Source organism: Epilithonimonas xixisoli, from assembly GCF_004365655.1.
Lineage (GTDB): Bacteria > Bacteroidota > Bacteroidia > Flavobacteriales > Weeksellaceae > Epilithonimonas > Epilithonimonas xixisoli.
In genome coordinates this window covers 1111540-1132930 of the sequence record NZ_SOEO01000001.1, presented here as the reverse complement: position 1 = coordinate 1132930, position 21391 = coordinate 1111540, and the positions used below count along the sequence as shown (strand labels likewise).

General features: G+C 34.3%; 19 protein-coding genes and 1 tRNA gene. 9 read left to right on the top strand and 11 right to left on the bottom strand.

Going from position 1 to position 21391, the window contains the following annotated elements:
• The first annotated feature begins 56 nt into the window (after nucleotides 1–56).
• From B0I22_RS05125 to B0I22_RS05090, 8 genes are all read left to right on the top strand, one after another.
• Nucleotides 57–446 (top strand): hypothetical protein, encoded by a 390-nt coding sequence (locus B0I22_RS05125; protein ID WP_246022144.1) that lies wholly within the window; start codon nucleotides 57–59, stop codon nucleotides 444–446.
• Nucleotides 447–832: 386 nt separating this feature from the next.
• Complete coding sequence (locus B0I22_RS05120) at nucleotides 833–2632, top strand: SdrD B-like domain-containing protein (RefSeq protein ID WP_133943570.1); 1800 nt, start codon at nucleotides 833–835, stop codon at nucleotides 2630–2632.
• A gap of 29 nt (nucleotides 2633–2661) precedes the next feature.
• Nucleotides 2662–3132 (top strand): hypothetical protein, encoded by a 471-nt coding sequence (locus B0I22_RS05115; protein WP_133943569.1) that lies wholly within the window; start codon nucleotides 2662–2664, stop codon nucleotides 3130–3132.
• 12 nt (nucleotides 3133–3144) lie between these two features.
• Nucleotides 3145–3573, top strand: coding sequence for a transposase (locus B0I22_RS05110; protein WP_133943568.1), 429 nt, complete (start codon nucleotides 3145–3147; stop codon nucleotides 3571–3573).
• Nucleotides 3549–3884 carry a helix-turn-helix domain-containing protein gene (locus tag B0I22_RS05105; protein WP_133943567.1) on the top strand — a complete coding sequence of 112 codons (336 nt, stop codon included), beginning with the start codon at nucleotides 3549–3551 and terminating at the stop codon, nucleotides 3882–3884. The genes B0I22_RS05110 and B0I22_RS05105 overlap by 25 nt, the downstream gene beginning before the upstream one ends.
• Nucleotides 3885–4577: 693 nt before the next feature.
• Nucleotides 4578–5702, top strand: a complete 1125-nt coding sequence (locus tag B0I22_RS05100) for a helix-turn-helix domain-containing protein (protein ID WP_133943566.1) — start codon at nucleotides 4578–4580, stop codon at nucleotides 5700–5702.
• A gap of 229 nt (nucleotides 5703–5931) precedes the next feature.
• Complete coding sequence (locus tag B0I22_RS05095) at nucleotides 5932–6795, top strand: alpha/beta hydrolase (RefSeq protein WP_246022143.1); 864 nt, start codon at nucleotides 5932–5934, stop codon at nucleotides 6793–6795.
• 30 nt (nucleotides 6796–6825) lie between these two features.
• Complete coding sequence (locus B0I22_RS05090) at nucleotides 6826–7869, top strand: serine hydrolase domain-containing protein (protein WP_133943564.1); 1044 nt, start codon at nucleotides 6826–6828, stop codon at nucleotides 7867–7869.
• A gap of 231 nt (nucleotides 7870–8100) precedes the next feature.
• Here the strand turns inward: B0I22_RS05090 and B0I22_RS05085 are convergent, their stop codons facing one another.
• The 11 genes from B0I22_RS05085 to B0I22_RS05035 all read right to left on the bottom strand — a co-directional run bounded on the left by B0I22_RS05085 (nucleotide 8101) and on the right by B0I22_RS05035 (nucleotide 20102).
• Complete coding sequence (locus B0I22_RS05085) at nucleotides 8101–9711, bottom strand: RagB/SusD family nutrient uptake outer membrane protein (RefSeq protein WP_166668178.1); 1611 nt, start codon at nucleotides 9709–9711, stop codon at nucleotides 8101–8103.
• Nucleotides 9712–9718: 7 nt separating this feature from the next.
• A complete protein-coding gene (locus B0I22_RS05080) occupies nucleotides 9719–12706 on the bottom strand; it encodes a SusC/RagA family TonB-linked outer membrane protein (RefSeq protein ID WP_133943562.1) in 2988 nt (995 codons plus the stop codon).
• 79 nt (nucleotides 12707–12785) lie between these two features.
• Entirely contained in the window at nucleotides 12786–13613 is an 828-nt protein-coding gene (locus B0I22_RS05075; RefSeq protein ID WP_133943561.1) for a FecR family protein, read from the bottom strand.
• A gap of 84 nt (nucleotides 13614–13697) precedes the next feature.
• Entirely contained in the window at nucleotides 13698–14960 is a 1263-nt protein-coding gene (locus B0I22_RS05070) for a histidine-type phosphatase (protein WP_133943560.1), read from the bottom strand.
• 73 nt (nucleotides 14961–15033) lie between these two features.
• Nucleotides 15034–15549 carry an RNA polymerase sigma factor gene (locus B0I22_RS05065; RefSeq protein ID WP_166668177.1) on the bottom strand — a complete coding sequence of 172 codons (516 nt, stop codon included), beginning with the start codon at nucleotides 15547–15549 and terminating at the stop codon, nucleotides 15034–15036.
• A 732-nt stretch (nucleotides 15550–16281) separates the two neighbouring features.
• Nucleotides 16282–16355: transfer RNA gene (locus tag B0I22_RS05060), tRNA-Ile, on the bottom strand.
• A 63-nt stretch (nucleotides 16356–16418) separates the two neighbouring features.
• Nucleotides 16419–16817 carry a methylmalonyl-CoA epimerase gene (gene mce / locus B0I22_RS05055; protein WP_133943558.1) on the bottom strand — a complete coding sequence of 133 codons (399 nt, stop codon included), beginning with the start codon at nucleotides 16815–16817 and terminating at the stop codon, nucleotides 16419–16421.
• A gap of 401 nt (nucleotides 16818–17218) precedes the next feature.
• On the bottom strand, nucleotides 17219–17980 hold the full coding sequence (tpiA, locus tag B0I22_RS05050; RefSeq protein ID WP_133943557.1) for a triose-phosphate isomerase: 762 nt from the start codon (nucleotides 17978–17980) through the stop codon (nucleotides 17219–17221).
• Between the two features lie 7 nt (nucleotides 17981–17987).
• A complete protein-coding gene (locus tag B0I22_RS05045; RefSeq protein WP_034974793.1) occupies nucleotides 17988–18338 on the bottom strand; it encodes a tellurite resistance TerB family protein in 351 nt (116 codons plus the stop codon).
• A gap of 109 nt (nucleotides 18339–18447) precedes the next feature.
• Complete coding sequence (locus B0I22_RS05040; protein ID WP_133943556.1) at nucleotides 18448–19518, bottom strand: BT_3928 family protein; 1071 nt, start codon at nucleotides 19516–19518, stop codon at nucleotides 18448–18450.
• A gap of 47 nt (nucleotides 19519–19565) precedes the next feature.
• Entirely contained in the window at nucleotides 19566–20102 is a 537-nt protein-coding gene (locus B0I22_RS05035) for a DUF1599 domain-containing protein (protein WP_133943555.1), read from the bottom strand.
• A 179-nt stretch (nucleotides 20103–20281) separates the two neighbouring features.
• Here B0I22_RS05035 and B0I22_RS05030 point away from each other — a divergent pair, with 179 nt between their 5' ends.
• Complete coding sequence (locus B0I22_RS05030) at nucleotides 20282–21349, top strand: DUF2891 domain-containing protein (protein WP_133943554.1); 1068 nt, start codon at nucleotides 20282–20284, stop codon at nucleotides 21347–21349.
• Nucleotides 21350–21391: the final 42 nt, after the last annotated feature.

Below are 21391 nucleotides of genomic sequence, written 5' to 3'. Positions count from 1 at the left end.
CATCCGTTACGAATGCATCTGTTTCCCTGGAATTTGGAAATGCAAATAGAGGCCTTTTGCTACCGTGGGTAACTTCTTCTGCTTCCGTCTCGGGAGCTGTTGATGGAACCATCATCTATGACACTGCCGATAAAAAGGTAAAATATAGAAAGAATAATGCATGGTTCGACCTCAGCGTAGATACAACAGGCATTGTAGATACGTCTCTTCAGGATTCGTTGACAGAAAACCCAACAGCCAAAGTGGCAATCGGAAAAGACGGTGCAACCGATACTACTCCCGGTATACTTGTGCTGACTGATACCGATAAGGCAATGATTCTTCCTAAAGTAGCAAGTCCTCATCTCAATATTATAAATCCTTCTGCTGGAATGATGGTCTATGATACCTTCAATAAGATGCTGGCAGTGTACAACGGAAAAGTCTGGTCCTTTTGGAAGCCTTAAAGTTATGTTTTTATATAGATCACAGAAAGTGGAATCCGTTTCCGATTCTGTGATCATTTCAATAGCTATGAATAAGCTTTTTAAAAATACATGTTCACAATTTTCTCTCTGATCAATTCAAAGAGAGAGAAGGGAAAAAAGGATATTGATTTTATTATCAAAAATCTTTTTGTCTTCTTAATTAGTAAACACAAATTCAATATCCATTAATTTTTTAGCCCCCTACTTGTTAGATTATTTTTCAACAACACAAATGATGAGAATAATAAAAGGGGGCTATTTTCTAAAAATAAATACCAATCAATACCCTATAAACCAAGACATTACTTCACTTAAAATAATTTTGAATAACAGTTTAGAATTTATTTAAAATACAAATTAATACGATGAAAAAATTATTAACCTTATGGTTTTTGATCATTGGGATTTTGGGATTTTCACAATTTCCCATTTCTAAGATTTACACTGATTTTAACGGTTACTGGATAAGCGGAACTGCAGCATCTCCAAATCCTGTAAAACCTAATAACAGTCATCTATTATTAGGTTTTACTTGGAAGGGCAACACCTACTCTACTGGTGTAAATGATGCATCTTTAGTTTCTCAGGGAATCAGTTTTCAGACTCAGGAATATACTTCATTTCCTGTAGCTTCATCTGTGGGAAATGCAGGATCAAACACATTTATCGGTGTAGGAAGTAATTATGGCGGTGCAGGTAATGTAATGCCTATTCCAGTAGAAAATAACTTACTAAAATACCTTACGGACGGAACGAGTGGCCTTGATTTAGGAACAGGAATCTTCAACTTTCCACAGTCCAGCAAGATTTCATACGATATTACAAGTATCAACCCGACCTCCATTGGTGATGGAATTCCGGATTTGATTATTACACAAATTGGCGATATTAGCAATGTTCTGGATAATTACTATTTTGTAGATGCTACAAATAATATTGTCGGTAGCCAGTATGCTGTGGATTTTGGAAGCGTGCCAGATCTGGGGAATGCTGACTGGAAATTCTACAATGCCAATGTTTCATCTCCTACTTATAATGCGAGTGTATCCAGTAGCCCTACTAGAAAATTGAGATTATTAGCTTTTGACTGGTCCGAATTGGGACTTAACATTTCCAATATTTCACAGGTCAAAAGACTGGTTCAGGTATTCTCCGGACAAAGTGATATGGCTTTTACAGCTTACAATAAAAGTTCTATCATACTTAAAATGTCTGTCAGTGGAACGGTATACAATGACAACAATGCAGGCGTTCCCAATGGGATTGGCTATTCAGGAGCAAGTGTTGTTCTGAAAGATTCTTCTGGAACCACTGTTGCTTCTACATCAACAGACAGCAATGGGATCTATGTTTTTCCTAATGTCTCGGCGGGTATTTATACTGTTCAGTTATCAATTCCCACAGGTTTTGTAGTGGTAGGTAATTCGGACGGGAATACAGCCAACACATTATCTGTGAGTGTTGCGGGTACGCCTGTCATTAACAAGAACTTCGGTATTAATCAGCCACCGATCGCTACCAATGATAATGTAGTCACAACTTTTAATACTTCGGTTTCGGTTAACATTTCTACGAATGATATTGACCCTAATAGTGGCTCGGTGGTACCTCGTACCATTAATTTGGTTGCCCCTTCGAACGCTGGCAATGTAATTTATGATAATGGGAATATCAAAGGATTTACTGTTGTAGGGGAAGGAACTTGGTTCGTAGATAATAGCGGTACTTTTACATTCACTCCTGCGACAGGATTTTCCGGCATTGCTACTACTGTAAAATACACTATAAAAGATGTAGCCGGACTAACAAGTAATCTTGCAAATATCTCTATCCGAGTGGAAGATTTTTGCTATAAGCCTAGCGCTACAATCGGTATCAGATTAAATACAAATCATGGTATATCTTCATTGGGAAGAGCTGGCAGTGACAATGCCGATAGCTGGCCAATGGTGAGGAAAGGAGCATGGACTGCCTTGGAATCAAAGACAAAAGGGTTTGTTGTCAACAGAATTTTAACTACTTCAAACGTAAACGCAATTCCAAATCCCATCGATGGTATGCTTGTTTATGATGAAGAAGCTGATTGTCTTAAAATCTATACTACAAATGATAACGGTGGAACATTTAGCTGGAAGTGTTTTACCAAGCAGACCTGTCCTAATTAAAATCAAATCCAACACTTAATTCTCTACAAATGAAAGTTTCAAATGACAAGAAAATTAGATTATTTATGTACATCATTGGCGCATTGATGATTGCATGCGTAACTGCAGCAATTATTACATTTCTCCTTCAGATTCCTTCACAAGAGATCATTTATATTGTTTTGGTCTTAATAATGATCACGTTGGCGATAGTTTTTATGAAATTGAAAACGTTTATTTACGAAGATTCAGGGGAGGTAATATCCATTAAACTCTATCATCCCTTAGAAAACAAACATCATTGTAAAACAATAGAGTTTCCTGCCAAACAGCTTAAAGATTATGGTATTAAAAAAACTTTGCAGGGTTACAATGTGGCATTGATTGTTGAATCTTTTAAGAAGAAAGAAATAAAAAGAGAATTCTATCTTACAGGATTTGGGCGTAATCAATTAAACAAGCTCATCTCATCTCTTGAGCATAAAAAGAAAATCAATGTTAATAACTTCATTCATTATTAATCCCTTAACTCTATGAATTATAAAGATATACATATTGGAGAGTTAATAGAAAAAAGACTTGCTGAAACTAAGATAGAAATTTCCAGAGTTTGTTCTTTTCTACATTCCTCTGAGAAAGAAATATATGAGATGTTCAAATGCAAAAATCTTAACACTAGCATCTTGCTACGATGGAGCAAACTTCTGGAATATGACTTCTTCAGAATATATTCTCAGCATTTGATTCTCCATGCCCCTATTGCAAAATTAAGCACGGAAAAAAGTAACGAGAAAGTGAAATCAAATATGCCTCAATTCCGCAAGAATATCTATACAAGAGAAGTAATCTACTTTATATTAGAATTAATTGAAACTAAAGAGAAAACCGTTTTACAAGTCATAAATGATTATAATATCCCAAAAACAACGCTATACAAATGGATCAGAAAATACAAAATATAGAACCGAATTATAAAAAAATATATTCTGACATTCTAAACAGGGATTTTCCTCATAAAATTGAAAAATGTAAGACACTACTTCAGAAGAAAAAATTATCATCATTGGATATTTTAGAATTAAACTGGAAGATTTTCGGGACATCGGATAAAGAGACTGAGACTTTTAATCAAAAACATCGATCTTATGACAAAGCCACAATAAAACATATATTAAACTACCAGAGAAAACATCAATTAAATAACTCGCAACTTGCATTTCACTTTAAATTGAGCAGGAATTCAGTAGCGAAATGGAAAAAATTATTTAGTTAACAGCATAGTTTTTCGAAATTCTCTAAAGACAAACAAAGCAACTCTATTTATTCCCAACGTTGAAAATCAATTTCTGTTAATCTTAATGGCTAATCAATAAAACTATATTATAAAATATTAAGTAAATTTATGGCAATTATGTATTTGAATGTACCAATTTAATTTCTATAGGCTTTTGATGAGAAGAAAATATTATGATAAGTTTTTATTTATCAGAAAATTATCAGATATAGCTAAACAATTTTCTGATTTCATTTTTATAACTTAAATACCAGTTAACAACTTCAAAATATTGTCAATATCTTCTAATAAATGGTTTGGATAGAGTCCTGCCAAATTCACTTAATGAGACAACTATTTATTAGTTGTCTCATTTTTTTTTTTTTTTCTTCTTTTTTTTTCTAGACATAACAAATTATTTATCAAACTGTTACAACTTGATGTTTTATGGTTTGAATTTTTTCAGTTGAAATCTCAGAATATCTAAAATAAACAGCCTAAAAGTGCTACATCAGAGATTTCATCGGTATTTAAGTATGGTTTGAAATCTCATTAAGGTTCTGCTATTTTTTCTCCTTCGGTTTATTATAACTTTTTGATACTAAATATAGCAATTCCAGTCCATCAATGAAATTCATTATTAAGAACCATTTTTCTTCATCACTTATACCCTATTTTTGTAAAAAAGATTAAATGGACAAACTCAATTTTCTGGAAGTTATTGCTGCGATTGCTGTTTTTGTATCGCTGCTGCTTGCCGTATTTTTATTAACGGTAAAAACGGAAAGAAAACTGGAAAACAGATTATTCGCAGCGTTTCTTATCATTAATGCCATTGATATCAGCGGACTTTTTATGCATCTTTTTACAGATAGTTATAATCTTAAAGCTTTTAAAATATCTGCTTACTTATTGGTAATGCCTCTTTTTTATTTGTACGTTAATGCCGTTTGTTATTCAGATTTTGCTTTAAAAAGAAAGCATTTACTACATCTTATTCCTTTTATTGTTGTCAATTTAATTTTAGTTCCACGACTTTTTCTGGCAGAAGGTGCTGCTAAAGAGTCGTTCTTTAAAGATATGTGGAATTCCCCAGAAATCTTTTTATATCAGGCAATCGCAGAACTGCAATATTTCTTTTATATCATTGGTGTATTTCTTATCCTAAAAAAATACAAGAAGATTTACCTTGAAAATTATACCAATCCAAATACTTTATTGTACAAATGGCTGTCTCAACTTACAATAATCTTTCTATTCATCCACTTATGTATTATTATAAAAAACATCGTAAGATACTCGCAGGATAGAGATTTATTTATCTGGTTGAATATTGTTGCGGGAACAGTATTTTTATTGACTGCTTGTTGGTTTATTTTAAAGGCATTAAATCATCCTGAGCTTTTTCGCAGAATCGATTCTACCTTACAACCAACAGAAAATTTTGTTGAAACTCTGGAAACTGAAAATAAAACCGACGAAACAAAAAGTTTTCAAATTGAACAGCTAAGAAATTTTATGGTTGAAAAAGAGCCCTTCTTAGAACCGTCATTAACCATTCAGGAATTGGCAAATCAGGTAAAAATTCCTGTTCGTGATTTGTCTGTTTTAATTAACCATCATATCAATCAGCATTTTTTTGATTTTGTGAATGAATACCGCATTAAAAAAGCAATGACCATTCTAAAAGACCCCACAAAAAAAGAATTAACCGTTTTAGAAATCTTATATGAAGTAGGTTTCAATTCAAAATCTTCTTTTCATACCTCTTTCAAAAAATACACGAATCAAACACCAATAGAATTCAGAAACAACTGATCATTAAATAATTGTAAATACTCGAACTCCAAGTTGTAGATAATCGGACTCATTTTAATCAATAAAATGAGTCCGACTTTTTTTACACGGACTTTTTTCAAAACTTTCTATATCATATTTGTACCAACATATTTAAAGCAAATTAAAACTTAGAAATAATGAAAAAATAAGTCTTTTTGTTTTTTTACTGATGTCTGTATTTTGTTTATCACAATTACAAACCGTAAAAATGGACACTCTCCTAACTGTAGAAATTGGTGGAATAAAACAAGCCATAGAAATCAAAACTGATGATGTTAATAAACCAATTCTGCTATTTTTATCAGGCGGTCCCGGAAGTTCAATGATGAAAAATGCGGATTCTTTTACCAATATTTTAAAGAATAAATTTACGATTGTTCAATGGGACCAAAGAGACGCTGGAAAAACATTAGAATTAAACCCTTCACCCATTCAACCGTCTTTAGAAATGATGGAAAAAGATACGTATGAAGTTATTAATTTCCTGCTCAAGAAACTGAATCACAAAAAGCTTTATTTGTTAGGCAGTTCCTGGGGAAATGCTTTAGGGTTTTATATTGTTAGAAATCATCCCGAATTATTGCACGCTTATTATGCTGTCAATCCGGTAATCAGACAACTTGCAAGCGAGAAAGAATTGCTTAAAACATTAAAAATTCATTTTAAAGACAACTCTGTTGCGATGGAAGAATTGTCAAAAGTACATTTTCCTTTTTCTAATGACGAGTCTATGTTTTACTTAAGAAAGTGGCTTTTTTACAAAGATGGAAAGCAATATGTAACAAGTGACGATTTCAAAAAAGGTTTTCTTCAATGGTCAAAAACCTGGTCTCCTGCGTGGAATGAAGTTATGAAAATTGATTTACCAAAAACTTTAAAGAAAGTCAACTGTCCGGTTTATTTCTTGGTTGGCAAAAATGATATACAAACTTTAACTTCCATTACAGAAGAATATTACAAGCAAGTGAAAGCTCCCAAGAAAGATTTGTTTTTATTTGAAAACTCTGGACATCAAATTCATAAAGATGAATCTGAAAAATTTCAAAATACAATCATTAAAACATTAGATTAATATATTCCATCAAACTATAAAATCATTACAATGAAATACTTAGCCATTATTTTACTTTTTGTCTTAGTTGGATGTAAAAGTGTGCAGAAAATCAATAAACAAACGGTTGAAAATGCGATTACAAAAAATGCTCTTCAGTTATTGGAGGACAAAAGATTTCATTCTGTTTCAATTGCTGTTCTTAAAGATGGAAAATCCACTATAAAACATTTTGGAGAATTAACGATTGGAAAAGGAAACAAACCCAACAATTCTACACTCTATGAATTGGCTTCTGTAACTAAAACGTTTACAGGCTATATAGCTGCTAAAGCTGTCCTTGATAAAAAACTAAATTTAGATGATATTAGAATCTATCTTGATGAAGCTTATCCAAATTTAGAATTTAAAGGTGAACCTATAACAATCAAACATCTCATCACACATACAAGTGGATTTCCTAATATGCCTCCAAAAAGTGAAAATAAAAAGGCCTTTTTTGAAGGATTGAAACTCATCAAAATTGAAACAAAACCCGGAGAAATATACTCCTATTCAAATACAGCTCCGGAGTTGACAGCCTATATCCTTGAAAAAGTGTATCAAAAACCTTTTGAAGAATTGGTCATTGAATTTGTTTTGAAACCCAATAAAATGAACCAAACCAAATTTACACTAAACGAAAATGACAGAACAAGATTGGTAAAAGGCTACAATGATAAAAATGAATTAATGCCTAATTTCAATAGAACTCTATGGGGTGGAATTTCGGGATTGCATTCTACAGCTCCGGATTTAGTGAAATATATGAAATTACAGCTTGACCAGTCAAATCCTATTGTAAACCAATCTCATAAAAAATTACATAAAGAAGGTTCTGATTTTTGGGAAGGCTATCATTGGTACATTATAGAAAATGATAACCAATTAATTTACAGACATCACGGAGGTATTTACGGAATGCAGAATTGGTTTGTGATTTATCCTAAAGAAAATATAGGAATATCTATATTGACAAACACCAGTTTTGATGAAACAGGAGAAATTTTAGAAAAAGTAGTTGATAAGTTATATGATGACATCAATGTAAATTGAAAATAAAATATTTAATACTTTCAAAACATCATCTATATCTACTGATAAACGGTTAAAGTAGCTACTTTTAAGTTTATAACCATCTTAATCGCTCTATTTTATCTAAAAAATACTTACAATCAAGAAATACAATAGTTTAATCTTAAAGAATCATATAAAAAACTTCCCACCAAAACTGATGGGAAGTTTAATAGAAAATAATATAAAACTTGATTGTGAGATCAATTCTTGTTAAAATCCGTCATTCTGTGTCAAATTCGGATTGGCGGTGATATCTGCTGATGGAAGCGGATAAATATTGAATTTGGAATCAACAGCTTTGCCTGCTTGAGCATTACCTTTCCAGCTCCAGACGTAATCAGCAGTTGTGAATCTATTAAACCTTATAAGATCTGTCCTTCTGACAAGCTCCCAAGATAATTCTCTAGACCTTTCATCAAGAATAAAATTCAAATTCAAATCAGAAAGGGCAATTGCTCCGTTTCCATTATTATAAGCTCTGTTTCTAACGACATTAATATAATTAAGTGCTTCTGAGGATTTCCCCGATCTAAAGTTTGCTTCGGCAGCGGTCAAATAAGCTTCTGAAAGACGGAACATTGGAAAATCAGTATCTACATAAGCTGCATCAGAACCTGCTACTCCATTCTTGGTTACATTTCTCCATTTCGTGAAAGCATAACCATCCTGAAAGGTTCCCGGAAGCGTGGCAATTTCTTTCTTATGCCCGATGTTGAAGAATAAAGCTCTACTGTCATTTTTTGAAAATGCATTTGGATCTGTGGTCACAAAATTCTGATCTGACGTTTGAAACTTATTGACAAATTCCGGACGAAGACGGATATTGCCCCAACCTCCGGCTATACCCAGATTCAAATAATTGAGCATTGTTCCTCCTGTCTGCGCTAAAATAAAGAATGTAGTCCCTCCGTAGGTTTTGGACTGTACGCCATCCAAATTCAGAGACCAGATGATCTCCGGAGAAGTATTATTGTCAGCCAGGAAATTGTAAAGGTATTTTGGAGCAAGGCTGTAATGGCTTTGGATTACCTTTTCAGCATATTCGGCCGCTTTATCCCATTGTGGCGAATTGGTATAAACTTGCGCATTCAGATAAAGCCTTGATAATAAAAAGTCAGCTGCCGTTTTATCAACTCTTCCATATTCATTAGTATCAGGAAGTGCAGCTTCAATTTCTTTAAGTTCATTTTCTACATAAGAATAGAGATCGGTTCTTGATATCTGTTTTGGTAAAAACTGTGGATCTAATTTATCAGAATCTGTTACGAATGGAACTTTACCAAAAGTATCCAACAAAACCCAATAAGAATAAGCTCTTAGAAATCTAGCTTCGGCACGGAAATAAGCAACCTGTTGTTTGAAGCTGGCATCTGTATGTCCTCTCTCCTGTAGTTTGGCATCGGTTGTTTGTCTTAGAAACTCATTAGTATATCCGATAATTTGATATAATCTTGCGTAATAGCCATTCAGGATAGCCGTGTTGGAATCCCAAGTATTTGTCGCCATTTGTCTCAATCCGTTCGTTTGCGAGCCCATTATTGCCTCATCCGTTGATAAAATCTGAACATAAAAAGCCAAACGAATAAATGAACTGTAACCTTCATCAAAATTACTGATGTCTGGGTCTCCGGTCGGTCCCTGTTGTCCGCTGAGACATAATGCTGCGTAACATTTTGCAAGCACACCTTTGTAATTATCGAGATTGGAATAGACCTGATCTGTCGTTACGATATTGGGGTCTATTGGAGATGTATCAAGGTCGTTGACACAAGAGCTTAATGTGAAAATAGAAAATATAAGGGTTATATATATACGTTTCATAATTGGATTATTTGAAGTTAACATTAAGTCCGAAAAGGAATGAACGAGGTCTGGAATACATATTATTATCGATTCCAAGATAAACCTCCGGGTCAAGTCCGCTATATCCTGTGATCACAAAAGCATTCTGTACAGATAGATTAACACCCAGATCGAACTTGTCGCTGATATTCTTGAAATTATGTCCCAGCGTGATATTGTCCATTCTGAAAAAAGAAGCTTTTTCAAGGAAAAAATCAGAGTAAAGCTGCAGATTATCAAAACCTTGTTCAGCTGTATAACTCAAAAGATTGGAATAAGTTCCGTTTCCTAAAGTCGCTTTGGTCTTATAATCTTTGGATTTCACATTGTTATAAACATAGTTCCCAAAATTAGCGTGACCATTGAATCCTAAATACCAATTTTTATAACTCAATTTAGAAGAGATTCCGAGGAAAGATTTTGGCATCGGGTTTTTATCTTTTACGAGACCACCTTTATATTTTCCTTCAATCGGTTTTCCGGCTTCATCATATTCCTGCTGATACAAATAAAAAGTGTAAGGAGAATATCCAACAGAATGTGTCTGAATTGTTCCTGCTGTTGAACCAGAAACATTCCCGATATTCACACCATAATTTGGACTATCAACAAGCGTAAGTTTGGTAATTTTTGATTCATTGAATGTAATATTTGCATCCAAAGTCCATTGCCAGTCAGTTGTTTTGATTGGAATAGTATTTAATGAAACTTCGACACCTTTATTTTCCATAGAACCAATATTCGTAAAAATCATATTGGTAAGGTTGGAACCTGCCGCTACTGAAATTTTATTCAACAAATCATCTGTTGTTCTTTTATAAACTTCGACAGAACCAGAAATTATATTTTTAAGAATTCCAAAATCTAAACCCACGTTATAAGTAGAAGTTGTTTCCCATTTCAGGTTCGGGTCGTAACCGTTGGGACGAATGGTCTGGTAATACTGGTTCCCCAATTGATACAAAGCATTGGATTGGCTGTAGGTATAGGTTTGCATCCATTCGTAATCTCCACCAATATCTTGCTGACCAGTTTTTCCATAACTTAATCTTAATTTCAAATCAGAGAAAAAACCACCATCTTTCAGAAAACTTTCTTCATTGATTTTCCAAGCAAACGCTGCCGATGGGAAAAGTCCCCAATGGTTGTCTTTGGAAAAACGCGAAGAACCGTCATTTCTAATTGTAGCTGTGAAAAGGTAACGGTCTTTGAAAGTATAATTCAAACGTCCATAAAATGAAACCAGATAATATTCTGACTTCGAAATGATATTCTGATAGACTTTATTTCCAGAAATATTGGTTTGATTATCATCATAACTTTGCCAGAACTTCTGCCAAGAATAACCTCCCATTACATCAATTTTATGATTGGAAAGCGTCTTTGTATAATTCGCATATAAGTCTAACTGCGTATTATTTTTCTTCTGAGTATAATTTTCAATCAGACCTTGCCCGTCATTTCCAATGGAAGTCCAAGCCAAAGGTGCATTATCCGGAACAAAAATATCTCCATTACTTTTCAAAATATCAAAACCAGCATTGGCATTTAATTTCAAATCTTCGAAACCGTGAATTTTATAATCCAACTGAATGTTCCCAATATGACGAACGACTTTTGACTCATCTTTTCTTAGATTAAGGACAGAAACAGGATTGGCACTTGCAATCGTAATCGGTTTTCCAGACGCATCTTTCCATATAAAATAACCTAAACCATACTGAGAAGAATTGTCATAAACAGGACGAGTCGGGTCAAATCCCACAGCCGAACTTGCCGGATTGGAAATAAAATCATTATTCTCTATACTTGGTTTATAATTAAGATTAATGTTCAAATGCTTGTCAAAAAATGAAGGATTGATTGCCAAACTCGCATTCATTCTTTCGTAAGAATTTTTCCTGATAATCCCTTGCTGGTCCGTATATCCTAAAGATAATCGATAAGGAATATCTTTAATTGCTCCAGTCATACTGAAGTTTTGGTCATTACTGACAGACGTTCTGTAGATTTCCTTTTGCCAATCGGTGTTTTCCGTTCCAAGACCGTTGATAATTGTATTATTTCCTGCGTAATAATCCTTGATAAAACTTCTGTATTCATCGCCACTCAAAACGTCCAGCATCTTGGGATTGTAGCTCACTTTTGTATTGGAAGAATATTGGAATCTTGTCTTTTTACTTCCTTTTTTAGTTGTAATGATAATGACACCATTTGAAGCTCTGGAACCGTAGATTGCTGTTGAAGAGGCATCTTTCAGAACCGTATAAGTTTCGATATCATTCGGGTTTATCATCCCAAGAATATTACTGGAACCTGAGGTTGAAGAGTTGTCAATCGCAATTCCGTCAATCACGATAAGTGGGTCATTACTGGCGGACAAAGAAGAACCACCTCTGATTCTGATAGTTGAACCCGCACCTGGCGCTCCGCCGGGAGAAATGATGTTAACTCCGGCCGCTTTTCCCGTCAAAGCATCTTGTGCAGAAACTGGGCTTCCGTCATTCTCACTATCGATTTTAACGGTTGTGAGAGAACCTGTTGCATCAGATTTTTTAATTTTACCATAACCTATAATGACAACCTCATCAATCTTTTTCTCCTGAACCGCAATAGTGTCTTTGGGAATGGGAAAATTTTCTGATTGGGAAATCAATTTGACACTGGTTTTTCTAAGAACAACCGTATTATTTTTTATGTCATATTCTATCGGATAGAATTTTTTGAGATATTTTAATGATGATTCCAAAGATGAATAATTGATAGCATTATCATTCACAAAAACATCTTTGAAATCTGTGCTGGAATAGAGAAACGGAATCTTGGAAGATTTGCTGAGCTTATCAAAAACTTTGATAATAGACACCCGATTCTCTTTTTTCATAGCGACCGGTGGTGTTTGTCCGGACTGCCCGTAAGCGATTGGAAGACCTGTGGCAACCAATAAGATTACGGACATTACTGTTTTTTTCATAAATTTGAGGATTAATTTGATTATACTTTAGCGAGTCGAATCATTTATAGCATCGATAACCGTCATTATCGGTGCTTTTTTATTTTAATTGTATTTGATTTTCAGATTTTTTTTCAGCTTTAAGATTGAATGGATAACAGATTGCGAACAAAACCTCGTTCATATCGCCAGAGAACGAACCTTTGATTTTCTTTTTGGAATATTCTTGAGGATAATCGATTTTAACATTATAAACTACTTCCAGTTCATTGATGATATTTTCAAAATTTTCATCATCGAAGGAGAAATTCCTTTTCACATTTGCAACAATATAAGTTTGAGGCTTCTCTTCCACATTTTTGTTCCAAGATTCGTTTGGAAGCAAATAAGTGATTTTTCCCTGATGATTGACTTTTACTTTCCCTTCAAAAAGTTCTACTTTTTCTTTTCCGATTGTTTGGTCAAGGAAAAATTTAGTTCCTAAAACCTGTACAGTGAAATCTTTTGCATTGATTCTAAAAGGTCTTGTCTTATCTTTTGCAATATCGAAAGTTGCTTTTCCTGTGAATATGATTTTACGGTCAGATTTTCCGAAATCCTTTGCTAATTCAATTGTACTATGAGGTTCTAAGATAATTTCACTTCCATCGGGAAGATTAATCTTTTTTGTAAAATCCACACTGGAGTAAAATTGAGACTGAACAGCCTCAGTAGAAGCCGACGAAGGAGATGTATAAAAAAGAAGACCAAATCCTGTGATTACCGCAGCTGCAGCAACCCAATATAATTTTTTGAACTTGTTACTTGATTTTATCTTACTCTGAATTCCCGCTTGGATTCGTGCATCGGTTTCCGAATCCATTCGCTGGTTTTCTTCGTAGGTTTTTTCCCAATTCTTTTTAAAATTTTCGTCGTCTATGTTATTCATATTCAGTATTACGCAGGATTTCTAAATCGTCAACCTTTTTTTCTAAAGTTTTTTAAAATTAATTTTAATTCAAAAAAATTGATATTAATTTGATTTGGTTATTTTTTCCAAATAAGTTTTGACATCATTCCATTGGTAGTAAGGAAAACTTTTGGTTTCAACAGGAATGCTGACTTCATTTTCATTCAAAAGAAATTTCACCAAAACATCACTTTTTTTATTCTTATAAAAAATCATCTGGAGATTGGCAGCCATTGGTGCAGCTTGAAAAGTATTCCAAACTTTATAGACTTTTCTAGGATTGATTTCTTCTTTGTCCATTCCTTCAACTCTCATAAAGGCGAGTAATGGTGCAATATTTCCATCGTGACCAAACCTTAGCGATGCTCCACTTTTATTATTTTTAATATAATCTTCGGCTTCTTCAAGAATATTTTTGACTAACGGAATTGCATTATCTTTCACCAATCCTTTACTCAAAGGCGATGCAGCGTCGTTCACATAGAATTGATAATTGATTGCCTGATAAATATTGAACAATTCATCTTTCGTGAACAAATCATAGAAAGAAATATCCGTTTCCAGATTCTGCATATCGCTGGCAATCCAATAGAAAGATTCCACTACTTTTTCAGGGTTCACATTTTTGTAAACATAGTCTTCATTATTGAATAGATTTTTGATAAATCGGTCTGAGCGCAATGCATCTTGTTTCATTTTCCGCTTTTCTTCCTGCCAGAAGTTATCCTGACTTTTGAAATCGATAGATTCTTTGGTATGATGATTCAGATATTTCATATACTTATCTGAAGATTCTATGCTGATGTTCAGCTTCGGATTATTCGCTGTCAATTCATTGGTAAAATAAGCCATACTGATTATGCATCTCGGAACAACAGTTGATTTTGCAGTAACAATCGCATTATTACCAAAAGCCTGCAGATTATTTTTGAACATTCTTTGCGAAATCTGCTTATGTTGTATTGCTCCTAGTTCCGTCAAATCTCCATTGTGTCCTTCAGCAATTTTCCAGATTTTTTCCAATCGTTGTAATGCTAATTTTCCGGTTTCTGTTAAGGTATTATTCTCATTAGCTTTTTTGAGGATGTCCATCACGCCGGAAAAATCTTTGTCATTGATGAGCCATCTTGAACCGTGTCTCCCATAATGACTGATATAAAACGGCTGATATTCGGACGGAACTGCAGTCAGTTTTTTTGTCGGAGTTGGATAAGCGTAGTAAACACCTCCTGTTTGATTCAGGTTTGAGAGGATTTCTTCCTTGGTAGTTTGTCCCTGATAAAAAAAGGAAGCTGCGAGTAGCAGAATAGAAAATGATTTCTTCATTATAAACTTATTTTAGTTTCAGATTGATTTCTGTCTTACGATTAATTACGCAGACCTACCGAAATCGTCAACCTTAAAAAAGTTTTTTAATGAAAATCAGCAGCAGAAAAAATAGATTAATGTTTGTTTTTAGGATGTGAAGCACCTTATTAACGTGCTTAGCTACAGCGTTTTTGGAAATACTGTTTTCTTTTGCAATTTCGGAATAACTAAGTCCGTCTATTTTATGCTTAAGGAAGAAAGACCTGCTTTTTTCAGGAATTAGTTTAAGTAATTTTTCTGCTTGTTCAGAATATGATTTGAACTCTTCCTCGTCATATTCGTCCTTCACAATGCTGAGATGAGATTCTTCCTTGAAATCTGAGAAAGACAGTTTATTTTTTCTATAGAAATTGGCAATTTCCTGTTTAGCAGTTTTGAAAACAATGGCTTCTTTATTTTTTTCCAGAGAATCTCTATATTTCCACAGATGAACAAAAATATCCTGAACGATATCCTCAATATCATCCTGCCCGTGAACGTATTTTTTCACGAAAAAATAAACCTGATTTTTGTAATCAGAATATAGTTTTTCAAATTGAGATTGCACTTGGAGAATATATTTTTAACGTCTATGTATATACTAAGCTCTCAAATATATCAAAAAAAAAGAATTGGGATAATTTAATATAAAACTTTAAAAATCAAACAAATAAAATTTAATTATAAATTTTAAGTTTCCATTTTATGACTCTTGTAGAAGTGAATTTTTAAAATAATAAAATTAGTGTGAACTTTGTCTTGAGTTTTGTATAATTATACCTAACAGGTCTATCAATCAAGATATGACAAATAACATTTTCAAATTGTTATAGATAATATATTTGAAAATGCATTTTAAAGAACTTATCATTGATAAAATGATCAATGAGATTTTAAACAATACTTACAATAATCTCAGAAAAATGGGAAACGGTGTTCTGGTGGAGAAAAACAGAGGTTTTATTACACGCGTATTAGTTATTGTAATCAGATCAAATTAAGACAATTAGAAGTTTATACTCCATTAAATACCTTCAGAATATTATTTGTATCTGCTAATGAATGGTTTGGATAGAGTCCTGTTGTGATCACAAATTTAAAATACGACCAACTTCATTAAGTAGAGGTATTTATTTATAATTAAAAACACTAAACTGCTATTTTAATTTCAAAAGGATCTTAAAATAGTTTTTTTTAAAATCCATTCTTTTGGAAAAGTTTTATTTTGTTAAATTAGTAATATGTGTTGTATTTAATCAAAACAAAACCCTTGAATATCAGCGTATTCAAGGGTTCGTAGTGGTCCCACCTGGGCTCGAACCAGGGACAACCTGATTATGAGTCAGGGACTCTAACCAACTGAGCTATAGGACCGCGTAAAATTGGTTAAATTTTGTGTTTGCAAAAATAGCAAAATTTCTCTATCTACAAAACGTTTTAGGGTTTTTCTTGACACAATTCTATCAAGACACCGTTGGTCGATTTTGGGTGAAGGAAGACAACTAATTTGTTATCAGCACCTTGTTTCGGTTCTTCGGAGATGAAAGTGAAGCCTTCTTGTTTTAATCTTTCGATTTCGGTTTGGATATTTTCTACACCAAAGGCAATATGATGGATTCCTTCCCCTTTTTTGTCGAGGAATTTGGCGATTGGACTTTCGGGGTTTGAAGCTTCCAGAAGTTCTATTTTGCTTTCGCCAAGTTCATAAAAAGAGGTGGTAACGCCTTCTCCTTCTACAGATTCTTGTTTGTAGTTTGATTTTCCCAAAAGTCGGGTAAACAAATCATCTGAATCTGAGAGAGACTTCACAGCGATGCCGAGGTGTTCTATTTTCATATTGTTTTAATTTTAAAAATAGTAGGGAGATAAATTTTTGATATGCTGAAGCTGAATAAAAAAATTAACGCAAAGTTCGCTAAGATTTTTTTTTAAATTAATTGAAAACATTTTTAAGGCTCGCAAAGACGCTGACGCTCAGCAAAGAAAAACAATAATGGTTCAATTAATAAATATCTGAACGCTAACTATTGGATGACAAAATTTGTTTGGATAACAAAACCCCTAGCCCCGATAGTAGTGGAAATCCTTTTTTGCTTTGACTTCACTTTCTTTCGGATGACCAAATGTGGTGCAAAAAAGATTGCAACGGATAGCGGGATTAAGCTCCAAAAAAAACTTTGTCAAATCGAATAAACTTTGGCTACGCCGAATCTTCGATTTGACAAAGTAAGTTTTATTTATGAATTGAATCCTTCTATGATTTTTGTGAAATCTTCGATTTTTAGCGCGGCGCCTCCAATCAAACCGCCGTCTACGTCTGGTTGGGAGAAGATTTCTTTAGCGTTGTCTGGCTTCACACTTCCGCCGTAAAGGATGGAAACTTCGTCCGCAATTTCTTTTCCGTATTTGTCAGCAATCAGGCTTCTGATGTAGGCGTGGACTTCCTGCGCTTGCTCTGCAGTGGCTGTTTCGCCGGTTCCGATGGCCCAAACTGGTTCGTAAGCAATCACAACTTTTTTGATTTCCTCGGCAGATAAAGTAAAAAGTGCCGTTTCTGTTTGGTTTTTTACGACTTCGAAATGTCTTCCGGATTTTCTCTCCTCTAACTTCTCGCCATTGCAATAGATTGGCGTCAAACCTTTGTCCAAAAGTGCTTTTACTTTTCTGTTCGCGTGGCTATCGGTTTCGCCGTGGAAAGTTCTTCTCTCGGAGTGCGACACCAAACTTCCGTCTGCATCGATGGATGCCAACATATCCACAGAAATCTCGCCTGTGTACGCGCCACTCGCGTATTCTGAAACGTCTTGAGCGTACACGCCCACTTCGCCATTTTTGAAAACTTCTTTAGCAGAAGCCAGATACAACGCTGGCGGAGCGATGAAAACCTCGCAGTTGGTGGTGTTGTTTTTTTTGTATTCTAAAAGCTGGGCCATCAATTCTTGTGCTTCAGCGTAGGTTTTGTTCATTTTCCAGTTTCCTGCGACAATGTTTTTTCTCATTTTGATATTAATTTAAATTCCAAAGGTTTTTCAGTAGGATGTAAAATTTATGCTCGTCGTCGCTCACTTTGTTATCCGCTTTGATGAGTGATTTTGCGAATTGGATGAAGTCTTTTCTTTCTTGCTCGGTAGAATCTTCTTCGAAACATTTTGCGTGGAACTCGAAGTGGTCTTGCCATTGGTCAGATGTCAATTGCGCGATGATTTCCAACTCGTCGTCCAAATTGAGACGGAAAGGAAATTCCTCGGTCATATATTCCTGAACTTTGAGCCCTTCTTCCGGTTTTATGATTCCATCGACTGCGGACAAAATCATCAGTAAGTGATAGCCAGCGATTGGTTTGTTTGATTTTCTCATTATATAATATAGATGTTAGATATTAGACTTTGAATGTTAGACTAATACAATATTTATTTTTTGATTTTAAAAGTCACTAATTGTTTTCAGCATTTCAAATTTAAGATTATTAATCCAAATAATCTTTTGCGCCCAGTTTTTCAACCACTTTTCCCTTCTCCAAAATCAAGATGAAAGGATTGCTTCTGGCGATGGTTTTGATGGCAATTTCGTCCATCATATAGTTTGGGACTTGCTTGTAGAAATCAGGTTGTGTGCTTACGCCGATTACTTTTGCTTTTTCTGACAACGCTTTCGTCTCGGTTTTTTTGACCAATTCTGCGTCAGCTTCCTTCGGTTTGTAAGTGAAAATGATAATTACTTTTGGCTCTTTCAGGATTTCGTCTGTGATGTTATTTCCGTTTGTATCCTCGATTTTAAACTTCGAAATTTCGGATTCGTAGCCTTTTTTCACGATTTCGGAAGTGGTTTTTCCTTCCTCGATTTGCCAAGTCGTATCTTTCCAATATTCCTTATTGATATATTCGTCTTGGTCCACTTTTTTAACCTCGTGGGTTTTTGAATTTTTCAATGAGTAAAAAGTCTTGTATTCAGACGGATTTTTATTGATTTTATCTTTCTCCGAAGCCAAATCTGTCCCGATTGCATAAGCACGGAAATCAATCATTGGTTCGTGGAAAAGTCCGCGGTACATCACGAAAAACATCACCAAAACAAAAACGCCCAATAACGGTAACTTTCCAAATCTCACGGCTTCATCTTCTTCTCTTTTTCTGTAAAGAACTGCAAGAATTATCAATAAAACCAAAAGCGTAATGTCTTTCCAAAACGATTGCCAAGGCGTGAATTTCAGTGCATCTCCGAAACATCCACAATCTGTAACGACATCAAAATAAGCTGAATAGAACGTTAGAAATCCAAAGAAAACGCAAAGTGCAATCAAGGAATAAATGGTTTCTTTCAGTTTAATTTTCATTAACAACATAAAACCTAACACCAGCTCCAGCAAAACCACAATGATTGAAAATACCAAAGCATATTTCTCCAAAAATGGCAAGTCAAAAACGATGGGCGAAAAATATTCTTCCAATTTAAAAGAAAATCCCTTGAGATCCACCGCTTTCACAAATCCGGAAGCGATGAATATAAGTGCGACAATGTAGCGTAAAACTGCTTTCATAAGTGATGATTGATGAATGATAATTGATAAATGATTAAAAAAATCTCTTAATTTTTGAACTTAATCAAACAAAATACTGCATAGTTGAGCATATCAAAATAGTTGGCATCCAAACCTTCGGAAACCAAAGTTGCGCCGTTGTTGTCTTCAATTTGTTTGGTTCTGAGGACTTTTTGATAAATCAAATCGGTGATGGATGAGATTCTCATTTCACGCCAAGCTTCACCGTAATCGTGGTTTTTGCGTTCCATCAAGTCCTTTGCTTTTTGAGCGTAGGAATTGTAAAGCGCCATCGTTTCATCTGGATTAGCGTTCAGTTCATCAGAAAAACCTTTTTCTAATTGAATCAATCCGATGATGGAATAATTGATGATGGCGATGAATTCGTCTTCCTCACTTTCGTCCACCATTTTCACGTCGGTCATCTGCAAAGTACGGATTCTATTGACTTTGATATAAATTTGATCTGTAATAGAACTTGGACGAAGAACGCGCCACGCGGTTCCATAATCCTTCATTTTTTTTTGAAATAAATCCCTGCAAATCGTGATAACGTCGTCAAACTGGGCGGATGTATTGTGCATAAATCTGTCTAATTGGTCAAAGATACAAATTTTGTTGTTTTCAAATTTTGATTGCCAACCGGAAAAATTATCTATTTTTATAATTCCAAATTTTCCTTAATGAAATCGCTACTTTTTGAAACGTCAAAAAAGTTTTTGGCGATTGAAAATGACAATATAAAATAATTTAAATTCTACCGATGAAAACAGCCATTTCACTTTTTCTAATGTCTTCATTTTTTGTAAACGCTCAACAAAAATCAGAACTGACGGCGGAAATGGCAAACAAACTCGCATCGATGCCTCTGAAATGCATCAATCAAGAATATCCGAACAAAACCGCACACGTCATCAATTCTGAAAAAGACGCAGTTCTGACACCGAAAGAATTGCACCCGAGTTTTTACGGTTGTTTCGATTGGCACAGCTCTGTGCACGGACATTGGATGTTGGTGAGATTATTAAGTACTGAACAATATTTGGAAAACAGAGACCAAATCATTTCTATTTTAGAAGCCTCTTTTTCGCCAGAAAAAATTAAAGAAGAAGCCAAATACTTCACGAAATATCAAGTCGCACAGAATTTTGAAAGAACTTACGGCTGGGCTTGGATTCTCAAATTGGATGAAGAATTAGCAAAATGGAATCACCCAAAAGCTAAAATTTGGCATCAAAACTTAAAACCGTTGACAGACGAAATTCTGAGACTTTGGAAAACTTATTTACCAAAACAAACCTACCCAAACAGAACTGGCGTTCATCCAAATACCGCATTTGCAATGTGTTTCGCCATCGAATGGGCGAGAGAAACTGGCGATAAAATCTTCGAGAAAGAATTGTCTGACAAAGCCAAAATTTTCTATTTGAACAATACAAAAACGCCCGCTTATTTGGAGCCTGACGGAAGTGATTTCTTTTCTCCAAGTCTGGAAATTGCAGAATTGATGAGCAGAATTTTGCCACAAAAAGAATTTGAAAAATGGCTAAGTAATTTCTATGAAAAAAGAAGTTTGGAAAACATTGAACAGATTCCTATCATCAGTGATTTGAGTGATTATCAAACCGTTCATCTGGTTGGATTATCCTTTTCAAAAGCTTGGGCAATGAAAAATATTGCGAATGCTTTACCAGAAGGAAATAAGCTTAGAAAAAGATTTGAAATGACTCAGGAAAAATTCATTGAGAATTCGCTTCCGATTATTTTTCAGGGAAATTATGGTGGCGACCATTGGCTAGCGAGTTTTGCAGTTTATGCGATGACAAATTAGAAAAACGATTTTATCATTAAACTTGTTTTAAAATATTCATTA

What these genes read in the sequence shown, in the direction of transcription:
- B0I22_RS05120 (WP_133943570.1), top strand. Translation starts at nt 833, where the DNA reads ATGAAAAAATTATTAACCTTATGGTTTTTGATCATTGGGATTTTGGGA.
- B0I22_RS05115 (WP_133943569.1), top strand. Translation starts at nt 2,662, where the DNA reads ATGAAAGTTTCAAATGACAAGAAAATTAGATTATTTATGTACATCATT.
- B0I22_RS05110 (WP_133943568.1), top strand. Translation starts at nt 3,145, where the DNA reads ATGAATTATAAAGATATACATATTGGAGAGTTAATAGAAAAAAGACTT.
- B0I22_RS05105 (WP_133943567.1), top strand. Translation starts at nt 3,549, where the DNA reads ATGGATCAGAAAATACAAAATATAGAACCGAATTATAAAAAAATATAT.
- B0I22_RS05100 (WP_133943566.1), top strand. Translation starts at nt 4,578, where the DNA reads ATGGACAAACTCAATTTTCTGGAAGTTATTGCTGCGATTGCTGTTTTT.
- B0I22_RS05095 (WP_246022143.1), top strand. Translation starts at nt 5,932, where the DNA reads ATGGACACTCTCCTAACTGTAGAAATTGGTGGAATAAAACAAGCCATA.
- B0I22_RS05090 (WP_133943564.1), top strand. Translation starts at nt 6,826, where the DNA reads ATGAAATACTTAGCCATTATTTTACTTTTTGTCTTAGTTGGATGTAAA.
- B0I22_RS05085 (WP_166668178.1), bottom strand. Translation starts at nt 9,711, where the DNA reads ATGAAACGTATATATATAACCCTTATATTTTCTATTTTCACATTAAGC.
- B0I22_RS05080 (WP_133943562.1), bottom strand. Translation starts at nt 12,706, where the DNA reads ATGAAAAAAACAGTAATGTCCGTAATCTTATTGGTTGCCACAGGTCTT.
- B0I22_RS05075 (WP_133943561.1), bottom strand. Translation starts at nt 13,613, where the DNA reads ATGAATAACATAGACGACGAAAATTTTAAAAAGAATTGGGAAAAAACC.
- B0I22_RS05070 (WP_133943560.1), bottom strand. Translation starts at nt 14,960, where the DNA reads ATGAAGAAATCATTTTCTATTCTGCTACTCGCAGCTTCCTTTTTTTAT.
- mce (WP_133943558.1), bottom strand. Translation starts at nt 16,817, where the DNA reads ATGAAAATAGAACACCTCGGCATCGCTGTGAAGTCTCTCTCAGATTCA.
- tpiA (WP_133943557.1), bottom strand. Translation starts at nt 17,980, where the DNA reads ATGAGAAAAAACATTGTCGCAGGAAACTGGAAAATGAACAAAACCTAC.
- B0I22_RS05045 (WP_034974793.1), bottom strand. Translation starts at nt 18,338, where the DNA reads ATGAGAAAATCAAACAAACCAATCGCTGGCTATCACTTACTGATGATT.
- B0I22_RS05040 (WP_133943556.1), bottom strand. Translation starts at nt 19,518, where the DNA reads ATGAAAGCAGTTTTACGCTACATTGTCGCACTTATATTCATCGCTTCC.
- B0I22_RS05035 (WP_133943555.1), bottom strand. Translation starts at nt 20,102, where the DNA reads ATGCACAATACATCCGCCCAGTTTGACGACGTTATCACGATTTGCAGG.
- B0I22_RS05030 (WP_133943554.1), top strand. Translation starts at nt 20,282, where the DNA reads ATGAAAACAGCCATTTCACTTTTTCTAATGTCTTCATTTTTTGTAAAC.